The sequence below is a fragment of the Ruegeria sp. BI7 genome, from assembly GCF_056537925.1.
This window is the reverse complement of sequence record NZ_JBQFSK010000007.1, coordinates 20,948-36,162: the sequence shown is the minus strand read 5'-3', so window position 1 is coordinate 36,162 and position 15,215 is coordinate 20,948. Positions and strand designations below refer to the sequence as shown.

Sequence of the window (15,215 nt, the reverse complement as noted above, 5' to 3'; positions counted from 1 at the left end):
TCATATTGTAAATGCCAACCGCTTTTGCAGGAGACGTCCGGATGTCCACCATCACTAATCACATGCCCACCGCTGAATTGCAGGCGCTGGATGCTGCCCATCACATGCACCCGTTCTCGGCCAATGGTTCGCTTGGCCAGGAAGGCGCCCGCGTCATCACCCGCGCCAATGGCGTCTATCTGACCGACAGCGAGGGCGAGGAGATTCTGGACGCCATGGCCGGTCTGTGGTGCGTCAATATCGGCTATGGTCGCGATGAACTGGCCGAGGTCGCCGCCCGCCAGATGCGCGAGCTGCCGTATTACAACACTTTCTTCAAAACGACCCATGTGCCTGTTATCGCGCTCGCCGCGAAGCTGGCAGAACTGGCGCCGGGCGATCTGAACCACGTCTTCTTCGCCGGTGGCGGATCCGAGGCGAATGACACCAACATCCGTCTGGTGCGCACCTATTGGGCCGAAAAAGGCCAGCCCGATAAAAACATCATCATTAGCCGCCACAACGCCTATCACGGCTCGTCCGTGGGGTCCGCGTCTCTCGGGGGTATGGCCGGGATGCACGCGCAGGGCGGCATTCCGATCCCCAACATCCACCACATTAACCAACCGAACTGGTGGGCCGAAGGCGGCACCATGACCCCCGAGGAATTCGGCCTAGCCCGCGCGCGCGAGTTGGAAGACGCCATTCTGGAGCTTGGCGAAGACCGCGTTGCCGCCTTTATCGCCGAACCCGTGCAAGGTGCGGGCGGCGTGATCGTGGCACCCGACAGCTACTGGCCCGAGGTTCAGCGGATCTGCGATAAATACGATATCCTACTGATCGCGGATGAGGTGATTTGCGGATTTGGCCGCACGGGCAACTGGTTCGGCTCAGAAACCGTAGGTATCCGACCGGATATCATGACCATCGCCAAGGGGCTCAGCTCGGGCTATGCGCCCATCGGGGGGTCCATCGTCAGTGATGAGATCGCCAAGGTTATCGGCGGCACCGAGTTCAACCATGGCTACACCTATTCCGGCCACCCGGTCGCGGCGGCCGTTGCGCTGGAAAATCTGCGCATCCTCGAAGAGGAGAAGATCGTCGAACACGTCCGCGACGTGGCCGCGCCCTATTTGAAAGAGAAATGGGAGGCGCTGGCCGATCACCCGCTGGTCGGTGAGGCCAAAATCGTCGGCATGATGGCCTCGATCGCGCTGACGCCAGACAAGGCCAGCCGTGCTAAGTTTGCCTCGGACCCCGGCACCGTGGGCTATATCTGCCGCGACCGCTGCTTTGCCAACAACCTGATCATGCGCCATGTGGGTGACCGGATGATCATCTCACCCCCGCTGATCCTGACCCCTGCGGATATCGACGAGATGTTCGTGCGGATTTACAAGTCGCTGGATGAGGCACATGCCGAAATCATCGCGCAAGGATTGATGAAGGTGGCGGCATAGGTCTGCGTTCAGAGTATCTACGAAACGCAAGGGGCGGTTGGATTAGCAACCGCCCTTAGCTTTGAAGATCCGAGTCTTGTTCTGCCTCATTAGGTTAAATGTGACAGAGCTAGATTTCGTCCGGAGAAAAGCTACTCCGGCTCCAGCTATCATCGTACTCTCCCAAAACTCGGGACAACCCCAATAGTGACACAAAAAGTCGTGCGTAAAAATCCCGCGACATGAGTGGCTCGTTTTCATCCAGCAACTGAACAAGTTTGGCGACTTCGGTAGCAAAGACATCATAGACCTCTTTGTCCGTGGACGTTGGATCCAACGTCCAGATGTCGTGTTTGTCATAGTACTGCGCTGGTTGTGGTGTGTCTTCGGTCATAGTGCGGCCTCATCATTTGAGGCACACTTGGGATTGATGAAGCTACCGGCAATATACGTGGCGGGTAGTCACAACAAAATGGCGGCCGAGACCATAAGATTCAGACTAAGACACCTCAGTGACGTTAGTGTTTGAAGCCGCCCTTGCATATTCAAGCTGACGAAATCATCCGGCAGTAAATTCGGCACAGTTGGTACGTTCGTACGACGCCGGTCGTGTTTGGCTCGGTTCGCCTGTGTCTAAACCCTGTGTATCAGTCCCAGCTTCTGTCAGGCGTGCTAGCAGTTTTAAGCGCTTAGCAAAGCTCAGCACACGAGCAATGCAACCGCATCGCGCGGGAATATAAAAATTGTCGCGCGATAAAAAACTTGATTTAAAGCATCTTAGATTCAAATATATGAATGCGATCCGGTTTTTTATTACCTCTACTGGCGTCGCGACCCGCTAAACTGCTGGGTCCACCTCCCGTCTATCGTAGTGAGTGCCGGTAGTCGGGAGGTTACTCATCCCATAAAGCCGAAAACTGAGAGAATGTCCGCACCACGCACCTAAACACTATACAGGACCCGTTCGTTATCACCGCAACCGCTCCAATAGCTTCAAACTGGCATATCCATCCGGGAGCAGCCCCTGCGCCAACTGATACGCGCGGACGGCGTCGGTCGTGTTTGGTCCGGTGCGCCCGTCGATGCCCTGCGTATCAAAGCCAGCCTCGGTCAGGCGGGATTGCAGTTCCTTTTTCTCAGTGAAACTCAGCACCCGGTCGCCGCGTGGCCAGTTGGCGTGAAAGGGAACGCGTCCGGCCAAACGGTCGGACAGGTGGCCGATGCCAATAACATAGGCGTCGGCACCGTTATATTTCTCGATCACGCCGAAATTGTCGAAGATCATCAGCGCCACACCCTGCCCTCCGGCGGGCAATAGAATGGCCGCCTGTCCGTAATCCGGCACCGGCGTACCATTGCGACCCAACACACCGCGCGCGGCCCAGTCAGAGGGCATCAATGTATAATCCCGCTTGGCCACGGCATAGTCGAACCCTTGCGGCAAACGTACTTCGACACCCCAAGGCTGACCTTTGATCCAGCCGTGCCGCGCTAGGTAGGCGGCGGCAGAGGCCAACGCGTCGGTCGGGTCCTCGGACCAGATATCGCGCCGCCCGTCGCCATCGAAATCCACCGCGTGATCCAAGTATGAGGTCGGCATGAACTGCGTGTGACCCATCGCACCCGCCCAGCTGCCGACCATATTCCCGGCACTGACATCCCCGGCCTGAACGATCCGCAAAGCCGCGATCAATTGAGTTTCAAAAAACTGCGCCCGCCGCGCGTCAAAGGCCAGTGTCGCCAGCGAGCGGATGGTCTGATCACTGCCCCTAAACGTCCCGAACGAGGTCTCGAGCCCCCAGATTGCCGTCACAACCTCTTTCTCGACGCCATATTGCGCTTCGATCCGGGTCAGGGTCGCGTGATGGCGTTCCAGCCCGGCGCGACCGTTGCGGATTCGCGTGTCTGACACAGCGGCATCCAGATACTCCCAGATCGGTTTTGAAAACTCGGCCTGATTGCGATCCCGTTCGATGATTTTCTTGTCATAGGTCAGGCCCGCCAGTGCCCGGTCAAGCGTCGCGGCTGAAATGCCCTGTTGTTCTGCCCGTTCGCGGAACGCCCCCAGCCACGCCTGAAACCGCGCGTTTCCTTCGGTCGACACCCGATACTCCTTAGCTGAAGGCCGCACGACCGGTCGGAGGGACACGGTTATATCAGCCGAGGCCAGCTGAAAGGTCTGTGACCCATCTGCTGAATTGTGGGATTCCGCCTGCACAATGGATGCCCATAATGCAGCGGCTATGATGCCACTTACGCATTTACGCATTCCGAAATTCCTGATTACTGCTCGCCCTCAGGATAGCGCAAAATGAGAGATTCACAAAGCGCTCAAGTCAAAATGCCTGACGCGCCCGGCCAAACGGAATAAGCTGCTGAGATGACACCCTTTGACGATCCAAAAGTTGCCGCCGTATTTGACGCGCTGCCAATTGATGCTCGTGTCGGGGCGCTTGCCCTGCGTGACTTGATCTTTGACACTGCCGCGTCCTCGCCCGACGCGCAGCCTTTGCAGGAATCGCTGCGCTGGGGTCAGCCCGCCTATCTGGCCCCAAAGGGTTCAACAATCCGGATCGGCAAGCATAAGGCCGCGCAGTTTGCACTGTATGTGCATTGCCAAAGCCGGTTGATGGGTGATTTCACCTCGGCCTTTCCCAGCGAGGATCGGCTGGATGGCAACAGGGCCGTATTGTTTGACGACCCCGCGCAGATCGACCCGACGCGCCATGGCTGGCTGATTGCGCGGGCGCTGACCTATCACCTCTGACGGCGTTTGCGTTCGACCTTGCGTTTGATCTTGTCTTTCTTGCGCCTGTTGCTAACCGCTTTGCGTCGGGTTGGCCGCCCTTTCGCACCGCGTCCCCGTGGCAGGGCCTGATCGTCAATGGACAACAATTCCAGTTCCAAACCGCCGGTCACAGGCGTCGCCGCGGTAAGACGCACGGTGACACGCTGTCCGATGGCGATGATCAGCCCGGTGTCCGATCCCATCAGCGTCCCTGCCTCACGGTCGAAATGGAAGAACTCGCGCCCCAGCGATCGGACGGGCACCAGACCATCCGCACCGGTTTCGTCCATTTTCACAAAGGCCCCGAACCGGGCGATACCACTGATACGGCCACTGAACTCATTGCCTACGCGCTCGCTGAGATAGGCAGCCAGGTAGCGATCTGTCGTATCCCGTTCGGCCATCATCGAACGCCGCTCGGTGTCCGAAATATGGGTGGCGGTTTCTTCCAGCCTGGCGATTTCATCCTCGGTCAGACCGTCGTCACCCCAACCATGCGCCGTGATCAGCGCCCGATGCACGATCAGGTCAGAATAGCGACGAATGGGCGAGGTGAAATGCGCATAGTTCCGCAGCGCCAGCCCGAAATGCCCGAAGTTTTCCGGGTTGTAATACGCCTGCGCCATCGACCGCAATGTGCTGAGGTTGATCAACTCGGCATCCTCGGTCCCGGCGGCGGCGTTCAACAGCGCATTCAGATGCCGGGTTTGCAGAACCTGGCCCTTGGCCAAATTAAGACCGGCGGCCTGCGCCGTTTCCCGCAGACTTTCCAGTTTCTCAGGCGCGGGCTCTTCATGCACGCGGAACAGCAGCGGGCGGCGCTTGGCAATCAGGGTCTCGGCGGCGGCGACGTTGGCGAGGATCATGAACTCCTCGATCAGCTTATGGGCGTCCAACCGGTCGCGGAACGCCACGCTGGTCACTTCGCCCGCGTCGCTGAGGACGATCTTGCGTTCCGGCAGGTCCAGCTCCAGCGGCTGCCGTTCGGCGCGCGCCTTCTTCAGGGCCGCATAAGCTGCGTAGAGCGGTTTCAGAACAGTTTCCAACAAAGGTCCGGTGCGGTCATTCGGGTTACCGTCAATGGCGTCCTGCACCTCGGCATAGTGCAGCGAAGCGGCCGAACGCATAAGGCCCCGCACAAACCGGTGTTCGATCTTGTTGCCGTCTGCGTCGATCTGCATCCGTACGGCGATACAGGCGCGCGGAACGCCTTCGTGCAGCGAACACAGATCGCCAGACAGGCGATCCGGCAACATCGGCACCACACGATCCGGGAAATAGCTGGAGTTACCACGCTTTCGCGCCTCCCGATCCAGTGCGGTTCCCGGCTGCACATAAGCAGCAACATCCGCGATGGCGACCCAGATCACGTGGCCGCCAGGGTTTTTTGGGTCGTCGTCGGCATGCGCATAACAGGCGTCGTCATGGTCGCGCGCGTCCGAGGGGTCGATGGTCAGCAGCGGCATGTCCCGCAGGTCTTCGCGCCCTTTCAGGCCGACGGGTTTGGCCTTGTCGGCCTCGGCAATCACCTTGTCAGGGAAATCGTCTGGGATACCGTGCTGGTGGATCGCGATCAGCGACACCGCCTTGGGTGCCGATGGGTCACCCAGCCGCTCGACGATACGGGCGCGCGGCAGACCCATGCGGTTCTTGGGGCCTGCCTGTTCGGCCTCGACCAGTTCGCCATCCTTGGCGCCCAGTACCGCACCGTCATGCACCAGCCATTCGGTCGAGCCGGTCTTGTCGATGGGGACGATCCGTCCACCTTCGGCGCTTTTGCGGAAGATACCGACGATCCTGCGCGGATTGGTTCCGATACGTCGGATCAAGCGCGCTTCGTAATTGTGGTCTTCTTCATGTACCACCGTCAGGCGAGCCAGAATGCGGTCGCCCTCGCCCAGCGCCGGATCGCTGGCGCGCGCAACGATCAGAACGATGGGTTCAACGCCTTCACCATGCCATTCCAGCGGGCGCGCGAACAGGTCACCATCGGCATTCGGAGCCTTTACTTGCAACACGCTGACTGGCGGCAACCGGTCCGGGTCACGATAGCTGCGCTTGCGCTTTTCCAGATGCCCTTCGGCCTCAAGCTCTTTGAGGATACGCTTCAGATCAATTCGATCTGCACCCTTGATGCCAAAGGCCTTGGCGATATCGCGTTTCGAGGTCAGGGTGGGGTTCGCCGAGATCCAATCGAGGACCTCTTGCTTGGTAGGGATGCGAGTCATGAGTCCGGCGTATCACGGGGATGCGACGGCGTCATGACTAAAAAAGATCAGGGTTTCAGATCGGCAACCGTGTCCACGTCACGCAGATGATCCAGAAAAGCCACCCGCGTTCCGGGGATTGAGACCAGAGTATCGGCCAGTGCGTGTTCCGTGGACCAGCGGACATCGCGGAACAGGTTCGTGGGCATTGCCCCATAGCGTTGCGCGCCAACCAGCCAGTAGCCCCCGTCCGGCGCAGGCCCGAACACCATTTGCGCCGAGCCCAGCGCCTTGAACGCCCGCGCAATATGCCACCGCGTGATGCCGGGAATATCCGCACCAATTAAACAGATCGGACCTTTTGGCATGTCCCGCAACATCCGGCCCATGCGATCGCCCAGATCACCGTTCCCCTGTGGCGCTCGCAGCAGATCCACCGGCCAGATACGGCTGTTCAGCCCCTCGCGGTCCGGGGAGACCGCCAGGACAATCTGCCAGCGCGGATCGCGTAACCGCCGGATCAACGACTGGGTCTGATGCCGAAACCACCAGGCTGCGCCGACCATGCCGATATCGCGACCCAAACGGGTCTTTACCCGCCCCGGGCGCGGTTCCTTGACCATGATGACCAGAGTCCGCTGCATGGATCAGGCGAAATAATCCTGCAGGATGCGCATGTAGATCGCCTTGAGCTGGTCGATCTGCGCCACCTCGACGCATTCATCCACCTGATGCATCGTGCGGCCAACCAGGCCGAATTCGACCACCGGGCAGTGGTTTTTCACAAACCGCGCGTCCGATGTACCGCCGGTCGTGGACATCTCGGGGCGCAGGCCCGTTTCCGCCTCGACCGCTTGCGCCACCAGATCCGAGAGCGGGCCGGGCGGGGTCAGAAAACTTTCACCTGAGATTTTGATCTTGATGTCGACCTCGACGTCATAGGATTCGGCCACACGCTGCGCTTCGGCCCGCAACCAGTCGCTTAGGCTTGTGCCCGAATGCATATCATTGAACCGGATATTCACCGCCCCACAGCATTGCGCCGGGATTACATTGGTTGCTGTGTTCCCGGTATCGATATTCACAACGGCCAGCGTCGAGGCATCGAAATGGTCCGTGCCCTGATCCAGCTCATGACTGGCCAGATCGTGCATCAACCGCGCCATTGCAGGCAGCGGGTTTTTGGCGCGATGCGGATAGGCGGAATGCCCCTGTACACCGGTCACCGTGAACCACGCCGTCATCGAGCCACGACGCCCGATCTTCATCATCTCACCCATCGTGTTCGGGCAGGTCGGTTCGCCGACCAGACAGACCGACATCCGTTCCTCGGCGCGCTCCATGTAATCCAGCAACGCGGTCGTGCCGTCCACGGCATCACCCTCTTCATCCCCGGTGATGGCAAGAATGACTGCACCGTCTGGTGGCGTGTCTTGCACGAAATCCACCGCCGCTGCCGCAAAGGCCGCCACGCCGGATTTCATGTCGGTCGTCCCCCGCCCGTACATCACGCCGTCGCGGATTTCCGCCCCAAAGGGCAGCATGGTCCAGGCGGCTTCATCCCCGACCGGAACAACATCGGTATGGCCATTGAACCCAAAGCTGCGCGCATGGCCCTTTTTGCCCCAGCGCGCAAACAGGTTGGCGACACCCCCGCGATCGACCCGCGTGCAATCGAACCCCGCATCCGACAATAACTTTTCCAACAACACCTGCGCGCCACCTTCTTCGGGTGTGACCGATGGGCAACGGATTAGGTCCGCTGTCAATTCTACCGGATCTGTCATGGTGAGACCTCTTTGCTTCATTCGGGCGCTGGTTCGCGCACAGATTCAACGAATTGGGCCGATTGCCAACCCCCGCACGCCCGATTCCACGGGCTTTTTTCTGTTTGTATCGCGCCGATACCCCAATAAAACACGGGCCTTGACCCCGCGACCACCTTGCCGCACCCGTCAAAATTGCGTTAGAGCCGCGCCAAACAGGTAAACTGACGATGATACGCGCCCTATTCGCACTGATCTGCCTGACCTTCGCCACGCTTGCACAACAAGCCCAGGCGCAGACACTGGACGTCACCACCGTGACCCGCCCTCCGTTTTCCTATGTCGAAGACGGGGCACAGACCGGTTTTTCCATGGATCTGCTGGCGGCGCTGGCCCAGTCGCTGGATTGGGACTATTCGGTCAACCGGGTCGAGGCGTTCAGCGACATGCTGGGTGCGGTGCAGGACGGCACCGCCGATCTGGCCATCGCCAACATCTCTATCACCGCGGCGCGCGAAACGCAGATGGATTTCAGCCAGCCGATCTTTGAGGCCGGTTTGCAGATCATGGTCCCGTCCGAGGCCGCACGCCGACCCTCGCTGCTGCATGCATTGCTGTCGACCGAATTGTTCATCGCCATTGGCCTGGCCTTTGCCATCCTGTTGGGCGGTGGCATGCTGATGTGGGGGTTCGAGCGCCGCTCGCAGCCCTATTTCGACCGCAAATTGAATGAGGCATGGTTCCCATCCTTCTGGTGGGCACTGAACCTGGTGGTCAATGGCGGTTTCGAAGAACGCATGCCGCGCACCCCGTTTGGCCGTGTGCTGGGCGTCGTTCTCGTGGTGTCATCCCTGTTCATCGTGTCGGTATTTACCGCGCGCATCACCTCGGTCATGACGGTTGATGCGATCAGCGGCAACGTGAATTCGGTCAACGATCTGTATGGCAAACAGGTGGGCACGATTTCAAACTCAACCGCCGCCAATTTCCTGAACCGGCGCGAGATCGAGTTTACCGGATATTCCGGTCTGGATGAGATGCTGACCGCCTTCCAAGACAAAGAGCTGGACGCGGTTGTTTTTGATGCGCCGATCCTGTCTTACTATGCCTCGCACGAAGGGCGACGGATCGCATCGGTGACCGGCGGCGTGTTCTTGCGAGAGAATTACGGGATCGCTTTCCCGACGGGATCACCCCTGGTCGAGGACGTCAATCAGGCGCTGCTGTCGCTGCGTGAAGACGGCACCTATGACGAAATATACCGCAAGTGGTTCGGGGTTCGAAACTAACCCTGCCCTTCATCGCCGAAAAACGGCGTCATCTGCGCGACTATTACCGCGTTTTCATCCAATGCCCGCTGCATCAGCGCGCGCTCGTCGGCGTCAATGTCATGGCCCTGTGCTTCTCGCTCGGCCAATGTGCCATAGCCGGTGACGTCCAGCGGCGCGGTGTCTGCCTGTTTCAGGATCGCCACGGTCTCGCGCACGGCTTCGGCCTCATCTACGCCGCTGGCGAAACACATCAGCGCCGCGCCGGTCGCGCCGTCAGGCAAGCCATCGCCATCCTTGCGGCCGATTTGTACAAGCAAGGTATAGACTTGCTGACGCGAGGGTTTCTTTTGCTTTTCCATGGCGCCTGCATTACGGGCGCAACAAGGCATGGTCAACTGATAGAACGATCCGGCAGCAAGACCTGATTCGGTTTGTGGGCAATCGAAATACGTTGCATCAAAGCCAACAGGCATCCGCCTTCATGCAAAATTGACACACAGGAACTGCAAAAATTTCTCCGCTGGATTGACAGGAAAATTATTGAGAATCCGCATGGTTGAAATCGGTACAATTTCGCCGACAATCTGAGTTTATTTGCGCGGAAATTAGCTTACGGCAGCGCCACATCTTTGGGTCGATACGAGGTATGGCATGCGAAATTTAGAATACTCCCACTATTGATCGGTGTTTTTTGAAAAGGAAAGTTCGATGAGTACGTTGTCTAAACTTCTAACTACTGTTGCAAGCGTATCCGTTCTGGCTCTGGCTCCCGTAGCGTTTGTTGCAACAATCGCGTCTACGAACCCTGTGCAAGCTGAAGAGCAAGGCGAAGGAGGCGGTGGCGAAAGCGAAGGCGGCGGCGAAAGCGAAGGCGGCGGCGAAGGCGAAAGCGAAGGCGAAAGCGAAAGCGAAAGCGAAGGCGAAAGCGAAGGCGAAAGCGAAGGCGAAGGCGAAAGCGAAGGCGAAGGCGAAAGCGAAGGCGAAAGCGAAGGCGAAAGCGAAGGCGAAGGCGAAAGCGAAGGCGAAAGCGAAGGCGAAAGCGAAGGCGAAAGCGAAAGCGAAGGCGAAAGCGAAAGCGAAGGCGAAAGCGAAGGCGAAAGCGAAGGCGAAAGCGAAGATGACTCCAGCGACGGCTCAGACGACGGCGAGTCCGACGACAGCGACGACAGTGGATACTCTGGCGGTGAAGGCAGCGCGGTCGAACGGCAAGGCGAAGATCGCTAACCGGTTATTTTCTAGTGTTGGTCAGGAAACGAGATCAGACCTCACCTAGCGTGATATCCAGATTGTTTCGATAGCCAAACTTAAACCAGATGAAATGCCCGAACGTCGTTCGGGCATTTCTGTTTGTTCTGACCTGTCAATCACGCAACAATTCATTGATCCCGGTTTTCGAGCGGGTCTTTTCGTCAACCCGCTTCACGATTACCGCGCAGTACAGGCTGATATTGTTCTTCGACGGCATCGACCCGGCAACAACCACCGAATAGGGCGGCACTTCGCCATATGTGACCTCGCCGGTTTCGCGGTCAACGATCTTGGTCGACTTGCCGATGAACACACCCATGCCCAGAACCGAGCCTTCGCGCACGATGCAGCCTTCGACCACCTCAGAGCGCGCGCCGATAAAGCAATTGTCTTCGATGATGGTGGGGCCTGCCTGCATCGGTTCCAACACACCACCGATGCCGACGCCGCCCGACAGGTGTACGTTCTTGCCGATCTGTGCGCAGGACCCCACGGTGGCCCAGGTGTCGACCATGGTGCCCTCGTCGACATAAGCGCCCAGGTTCACGAAAGACGGCATCAGCACCACGCCCGGCGCGACGTAGGCGGATTTGCGAACCACGCAGTTCGGCACGGCGCGGAACCCGGCGGTACGCCACTGATCCTCACCCCAACCGGCGAACTTGCTGTCCACCTTGTCCCACCAGCCACCTGCCTGCGGACCGCCCGACTGAATCTCCATGTCCTTGATGCGGAAGCCCAGCAGAACCGCCTTTTTGGCCCACTGGTTCACATGCCAGTCGCCGCTGTCCATCTTTTCGGCCACACGCAGCGAACCGCTGTCCAGCGCGTTCAGCGTATCTTCGATCGCTTCGCGTTGTTCGCCAGAGGTGGCGGGGGTGATGGTATCGCGTGCCTCCCAGGCGGCTTCGATAGCGGCTTCCAGTTGCGCGTTGGACATTTGGCGGCTCCCTGCAGAATCTGTTCACGTTGGTGTTGCCTATACGCAAGCAGGGGACTGGCCGCAATGCGACGCAGAACGCGCGCTTTGCGGCTGATTGCTGCAGTTTCAGCCGTTCAGCGGGTCTGGCGAGAGGTTCCCACCACAAACCAGCACCGCCACACGCTCATTGGGTTCCGGCTGATAGGCACCAGACAGCAGCGCAGCCAATGCGGTCGCGCCCGCTGGCTCTACCAGAATCCGATGCGCGCGCCACAGAATCTGCTGGGCTTCGGCAATGGCCTCGTCATTGACCAGAACCGACGTCACCCCCTGCGCCAACCCGAAACAGATCGATCCGATCCGCCGCGCGCCCAGCGCGTTGGCGGCAATACCCGAAACGGTTACATCCACAGGCTCTCCGGCCTGAAGTGCCGCGTTCAGCGCGCATGAGGTTTCGGGCTCGACCGCCACAACCTTGCGCGCGCCCTGCAACCAGCCCAGTGCGCCTGCAATCAATCCGCCGCCGCCAACCGCAATCAGAACCGTGTCGGCCTGCAGACCCTGCGCCTCCCACTCGGCGAAACAGGTGCCCTGCCCGGCTACGGTTGCGGGCGCGTCATAGGCATGGATCTGCATCGCGCCTGTCGTGTCCTCATGCGCCTGCGCCCCGGTCAGCGCATTGGCGTATTCGCCCGGCACCACGCTCAGATCCGCACCGGTCCGTTCGATCAGCGTGATTTTCGACGGCCCCGCCATTTCCGGCACGAAAATCTTGGCAGGATAGCCCAAAGCACGCGCCGCATAGGCCGCCGCCGCACCATGGTTACCACCGGACGCTGCCACAATGCCTGCCTCGGGCACATCTTGGCTCAGCAATGTATTGAACGCCCCGCGCGCCTTGAAACTGCCGGTATGCTGCAGGTGTTCCAGCTTCATCTCAACCGGGTAACCCAACCCCAAGGCCCAGCTTTCCATCACCGGCGTCACCTGCGCATAACCGTTGATCCTGTCGGCGGCCGCCAATATTTCACTCTTCCAATTCATTCTTGTTCTTCCGTGACTGGCACTCTGCCCGCGAACCCTATAGCTGTTTCAAGAACACGCAAGCAGGGAACTATCACACATGAGAGAAGACCGCCTCAGCCCTTTTCGCGACGCGCAGACCGACCGCTCAACCGCGAGCGAGGTACCGGACACGCCGCAAACGCGCTCACCCGCGTATCGCCTTGCCTTTGCTGATGACGATTTCCTGTGCCGCGATGAGCTGCGCCCGGTTCGCCTGCAGCTGGAACTGCTGAAACCCGAGATGCTCATGACCGAGCGTGAGATCACCTCGACCATCGTCATGTTCGGTGGTGCGCGTATTCCCGAGCCGTCGCAGAAACACACCGCCCGGACCCAGACGCTGGCCAACCTGTCGGAGTACTATGACGAGGCCCGCGAATTCGCCCGGCTGATGACTGAGAAATCCAATGAAACCGGCTGCCGCGAGAACGTCATCGTCACCGGCGGTGGCCCCGGCGTGATGGAGGCGGGGAATCGCGGCGCGCAGGATGCGGGCGGCTGTTCCATCGGCCTGAACATCGTGTTGCCGCACGAACAAGCGCCGAACGAATACGTGACCCCCGAGCTCAGCTTCAACTTCCACTATTTCGCCATCCGCAAGATGCATTTCCTGATGCGCGCCCGCGCCATCACTATCTTTCCCGGCGGGTTCGGAACCATGGATGAGCTGTTCGAATCCCTGACCTTGATCCAAACCGGTCGGATGGAGCGCGTGCCCTTCCTGCTGTTTGGCCGCGAGTTCTGGGAAAGGGTCATCAACTGGGAGGCGCTTGCGGACGCGGGCACCATCTCGGACGAAGACCTTGATCTGTTCCGGTTTGTCGACACGGCGCAAGAGGCGGTCGAGATCATCGAGAACTGGGAACCCGCCCCGCCCCGCGACGAAATACCGGGGCGCTGAACCATGGCCCCGAAGACCGGAGAGATGCTGCACCTGCGCGGCAATGCCTTGAACGCGGGTGAGCCGGTGACGCTGCCGCTGACTCAAAGCAGTATGTATCATCTGCCGGGCGTGACGGACGGCCTGCCCACATACGGCCGAGTCGACAACCCCACTTGGGAGCATCTGGAACATGTGCTGGCCCATCTTGAAGGTGCGCCCTGCCTGACTTTTCCGTCTGGCATGGGGGCAATTTCAGCCGCATTGTTTGCAACCCTGAAGGCCGGGTCGCACCTGCTTATTCCGTCGGATGGGTACTATGTCACGCGCGTGCTGGCCGATCAGTTCCTGTCCGGGCTGGGTGTAACGGTCACCGAACGCCCGACGGCCACCTTTACCGAGGGCGGGTTTGACGGCTTTGATGTGGTCTTTGTCGAAAGCCCCTCAAACCCCGGGCTGGACATGCTGGACCTGCCTGCTATCGCCACTGCTGTACGTGTAGCGGGCGGGATCACGATTGCTGATAACACGACCCTGACCCCGCTGGGCCAGCGCCCGCTGGATATGGGCATCGACGTGGTTGTGGCCTCGGATACGAAAGCCATGGGTGGGCATTCCGACCTGTTGATGGGCCACGTGGCCAGCCTCAATGCACAGATTATGGAACGGGTAGTAGAATGGCGTCGCGTTTCTGGGGCGATCCCCGGCCCGCATGAGGCTTGGCTGTTGCATCGCGGACTGGAAACGCTGGATGTGCGGTTCGACCGTATGTGTTCCTCGGCGCAGGTGCTGGCCGAACGGTTGGCCGTCCACTCAATGGTCCGGCAAATCCGCTATCCCGGTCTACCTAGCGATCCATCGCATGCGCTGGCCACAGCACAGACGTCGCGGTTTGGGTTCCTGCTGTCGATCACGCTTGAGACCGAGGCCAAGGCCGAGGCCTTTATCAACGCCTGCCCGATGTTGCGTCCCGCAACCTCCTTTGGTGGCGTCCACAGTTCAGCAGAACGCCGCGCGCGCTGGGGCGACGATGTCGACCCCGCCTTCATCCGCCTGTCTGTCGGCTGTGAACCGGTCGAGGAACTGTGGCAGGCGATTGAAATCAGCCTGAACGCGCTATGATTTCTTCTTGGACTCACGCAATTCTGTAAACACATAGATCGGCAGCACTATGCTGGCGATCAGCGCCCCCAGCCAGACCAGAAGCGTGGCCGCCAACAGGTTTGAGATACCTCCAACCGTCAACCCGGCAGTGACAAGATCGGTTATCAGCAAGCCCACAAAGGTAACGATCAGCGCGATGCCACCTTTCAGCGCCGGCGCTTTTTTCTCGCCCAGCTTCAGGATCAGCGGCTCGGCCACCACCTGCACCAGCGTAAAGACGATCACCACGACGATGAAAGAGATCGGCTTGATCGCAAACCCTGACAGCAGCAGCGTGGCCAGTAGCAACCCGATGGCATTGCCGGCCAGCAGGGCCAAGGCGGATTTGATTCTGCGCGTCATAGGGGTCTCCGTCAGAAAATAATTCGAAACGTGCATATGTTAGCAGACTTGCGGGGTTTTGCGAGCGGTTTCAAAAGCCTCTTCCTTTTGGGTCCTTGAAATCGCATGATAAAACCAACCTGTTCAGCCCGACCCGCGAGAGGT

15 protein-coding genes are annotated in these 15,215 nt (G+C 59.6%); 6 read left to right on the top strand and 9 right to left on the bottom strand.

Annotation, left to right across the window (positions count from 1 at the left end; all coding sequences use genetic code 11):
- The first annotated feature begins 41 nt into the window (after positions 1-41).
- Entirely contained in the window at positions 42-1,439 is a 1,398-nt protein-coding gene (locus ACR0JB_RS15540) for an aspartate aminotransferase family protein (protein ID WP_170351094.1), read from the top strand.
- 109 nt (positions 1,440-1,548) lie between these two features.
- Here the strand turns inward: ACR0JB_RS15540 and ACR0JB_RS15535 are convergent, their stop codons facing one another.
- On the bottom strand, positions 1,549-1,812 hold the full coding sequence (locus tag ACR0JB_RS15535) for a hypothetical protein (RefSeq protein ID WP_170362386.1): 264 nt from the start codon (positions 1,810-1,812) through the stop codon (positions 1,549-1,551).
- A gap of 576 nt (positions 1,813-2,388) precedes the next feature.
- Complete coding sequence (locus ACR0JB_RS15530; protein ID WP_170398129.1) at positions 2,389-3,687, bottom strand: lytic murein transglycosylase; 1,299 nt, start codon at positions 3,685-3,687, stop codon at positions 2,389-2,391.
- A gap of 111 nt (positions 3,688-3,798) precedes the next feature.
- On the opposite strand from ACR0JB_RS15530, the gene ACR0JB_RS15525 reads away from it, so the two are divergent.
- Positions 3,799-4,185 carry a DUF1801 domain-containing protein gene (locus tag ACR0JB_RS15525; RefSeq protein ID WP_480790055.1) on the top strand — a complete coding sequence of 129 codons (387 nt, stop codon included), beginning with the start codon at positions 3,799-3,801 and terminating at the stop codon, positions 4,183-4,185.
- Here ACR0JB_RS15525 and rnr read toward each other — a convergent pair.
- Genes rnr through dapE form a run of 3 tightly spaced genes read right to left on the bottom strand, consistent with a single transcriptional unit; the run spans position 4,176 to position 8,200 of the window.
- A complete protein-coding gene (rnr, locus tag ACR0JB_RS15520) occupies positions 4,176-6,434 on the bottom strand; it encodes a ribonuclease R (protein WP_480790054.1) in 2,259 nt (752 codons plus the stop codon). The genes ACR0JB_RS15525 and rnr overlap by 10 nt on opposite strands.
- A gap of 47 nt (positions 6,435-6,481) precedes the next feature.
- The gene (locus tag ACR0JB_RS15515) at positions 6,482-7,057 is read right to left on the bottom strand and encodes a TIGR04282 family arsenosugar biosynthesis glycosyltransferase (RefSeq protein ID WP_170378213.1); all 576 of its coding nucleotides are present in this window, start codon (positions 7,055-7,057) and stop codon (positions 6,482-6,484) included.
- 3 nt (positions 7,058-7,060) lie between these two features.
- Positions 7,061-8,200, bottom strand: coding sequence for a succinyl-diaminopimelate desuccinylase (gene dapE / locus ACR0JB_RS15510; protein ID WP_480790053.1), 1,140 nt, complete (start codon positions 8,198-8,200; stop codon positions 7,061-7,063).
- Between the two features lie 209 nt (positions 8,201-8,409).
- Between dapE and ACR0JB_RS15505 the strand changes: the two genes are divergently transcribed.
- The gene (locus ACR0JB_RS15505; protein ID WP_170398116.1) at positions 8,410-9,468 is read left to right on the top strand and encodes a transporter substrate-binding domain-containing protein; all 1,059 of its coding nucleotides are present in this window, start codon (positions 8,410-8,412) and stop codon (positions 9,466-9,468) included.
- Here the strand turns inward: ACR0JB_RS15505 and ACR0JB_RS15500 are convergent.
- A complete protein-coding gene (locus tag ACR0JB_RS15500; RefSeq protein WP_170398113.1) occupies positions 9,465-9,809 on the bottom strand; it encodes a hypothetical protein in 345 nt (114 codons plus the stop codon). The two genes, ACR0JB_RS15505 and ACR0JB_RS15500, sit on opposite strands and share 4 nt — an antisense overlap.
- Before the next feature lie 349 nt (positions 9,810-10,158).
- Here ACR0JB_RS15500 and ACR0JB_RS15495 point away from each other — a divergent pair, with 349 nt between their 5' ends.
- Positions 10,159-10,674, top strand: coding sequence for a hypothetical protein (locus ACR0JB_RS15495; protein WP_480790052.1), 516 nt, complete (start codon positions 10,159-10,161; stop codon positions 10,672-10,674).
- A 136-nt stretch (positions 10,675-10,810) separates the two neighbouring features.
- Here the strand turns inward: ACR0JB_RS15495 and dapD are convergent, their stop codons facing one another.
- The gene (gene dapD / locus ACR0JB_RS15490; protein WP_170400127.1) at positions 10,811-11,638 is read right to left on the bottom strand and encodes a 2,3,4,5-tetrahydropyridine-2,6-dicarboxylate N-succinyltransferase; all 828 of its coding nucleotides are present in this window, start codon (positions 11,636-11,638) and stop codon (positions 10,811-10,813) included.
- A gap of 108 nt (positions 11,639-11,746) precedes the next feature.
- On the bottom strand, positions 11,747-12,664 hold the full coding sequence (locus ACR0JB_RS15485; RefSeq protein ID WP_170400126.1) for a threonine/serine dehydratase: 918 nt from the start codon (positions 12,662-12,664) through the stop codon (positions 11,747-11,749).
- Positions 12,665-12,743: 79 nt separating this feature from the next.
- Between ACR0JB_RS15485 and ACR0JB_RS15480 the strand changes: the two genes are divergently transcribed.
- Together ACR0JB_RS15480 and ACR0JB_RS15475 are read left to right on the top strand one after the other, a co-directional pair.
- On the top strand, positions 12,744-13,586 hold the full coding sequence (locus tag ACR0JB_RS15480; protein WP_170400124.1) for an LOG family protein: 843 nt from the start codon (positions 12,744-12,746) through the stop codon (positions 13,584-13,586).
- Positions 13,587-13,589: 3 nt separating this feature from the next.
- A complete protein-coding gene (locus ACR0JB_RS15475; RefSeq protein ID WP_170400122.1) occupies positions 13,590-14,687 on the top strand; it encodes a cystathionine gamma-lyase in 1,098 nt (365 codons plus the stop codon).
- Here ACR0JB_RS15475 and ACR0JB_RS15470 read toward each other — a convergent pair.
- On the bottom strand, positions 14,682-15,071 hold the full coding sequence (locus ACR0JB_RS15470; protein ID WP_170362792.1) for a hypothetical protein: 390 nt from the start codon (positions 15,069-15,071) through the stop codon (positions 14,682-14,684). The two genes, ACR0JB_RS15475 and ACR0JB_RS15470, sit on opposite strands and share 6 nt — an antisense overlap.
- Between the last annotated feature and the right edge of the window lie 144 nt (positions 15,072-15,215).

What these genes read in the sequence shown, in the direction of transcription:
- ACR0JB_RS15540 (WP_170351094.1), top strand. Translation starts at nt 42, where the DNA reads ATGTCCACCATCACTAATCACATGCCCACCGCTGAATTGCAGGCGCTG.
- ACR0JB_RS15535 (WP_170362386.1), bottom strand. Translation starts at nt 1,812, where the DNA reads ATGACCGAAGACACACCACAACCAGCGCAGTACTATGACAAACACGAC.
- ACR0JB_RS15530 (WP_170398129.1), bottom strand. Translation starts at nt 3,687, where the DNA reads ATGCGTAAATGCGTAAGTGGCATCATAGCCGCTGCATTATGGGCATCC.
- ACR0JB_RS15525 (WP_480790055.1), top strand. Translation starts at nt 3,799, where the DNA reads ATGACACCCTTTGACGATCCAAAAGTTGCCGCCGTATTTGACGCGCTG.
- rnr (WP_480790054.1), bottom strand. Translation starts at nt 6,434, where the DNA reads ATGACTCGCATCCCTACCAAGCAAGAGGTCCTCGATTGGATCTCGGCG.
- ACR0JB_RS15515 (WP_170378213.1), bottom strand. Translation starts at nt 7,057, where the DNA reads ATGCAGCGGACTCTGGTCATCATGGTCAAGGAACCGCGCCCGGGGCGG.
- dapE (WP_480790053.1), bottom strand. Translation starts at nt 8,200, where the DNA reads ATGACAGATCCGGTAGAATTGACAGCGGACCTAATCCGTTGCCCATCG.
- ACR0JB_RS15505 (WP_170398116.1), top strand. Translation starts at nt 8,410, where the DNA reads ATGATACGCGCCCTATTCGCACTGATCTGCCTGACCTTCGCCACGCTT.
- ACR0JB_RS15500 (WP_170398113.1), bottom strand. Translation starts at nt 9,809, where the DNA reads ATGGAAAAGCAAAAGAAACCCTCGCGTCAGCAAGTCTATACCTTGCTT.
- ACR0JB_RS15495 (WP_480790052.1), top strand. Translation starts at nt 10,159, where the DNA reads ATGAGTACGTTGTCTAAACTTCTAACTACTGTTGCAAGCGTATCCGTT.
- dapD (WP_170400127.1), bottom strand. Translation starts at nt 11,638, where the DNA reads ATGTCCAACGCGCAACTGGAAGCCGCTATCGAAGCCGCCTGGGAGGCA.
- ACR0JB_RS15485 (WP_170400126.1), bottom strand. Translation starts at nt 12,664, where the DNA reads ATGAATTGGAAGAGTGAAATATTGGCGGCCGCCGACAGGATCAACGGT.
- ACR0JB_RS15480 (WP_170400124.1), top strand. Translation starts at nt 12,744, where the DNA reads ATGAGAGAAGACCGCCTCAGCCCTTTTCGCGACGCGCAGACCGACCGC.
- ACR0JB_RS15475 (WP_170400122.1), top strand. Translation starts at nt 13,590, where the DNA reads ATGGCCCCGAAGACCGGAGAGATGCTGCACCTGCGCGGCAATGCCTTG.
- ACR0JB_RS15470 (WP_170362792.1), bottom strand. Translation starts at nt 15,071, where the DNA reads ATGACGCGCAGAATCAAATCCGCCTTGGCCCTGCTGGCCGGCAATGCC.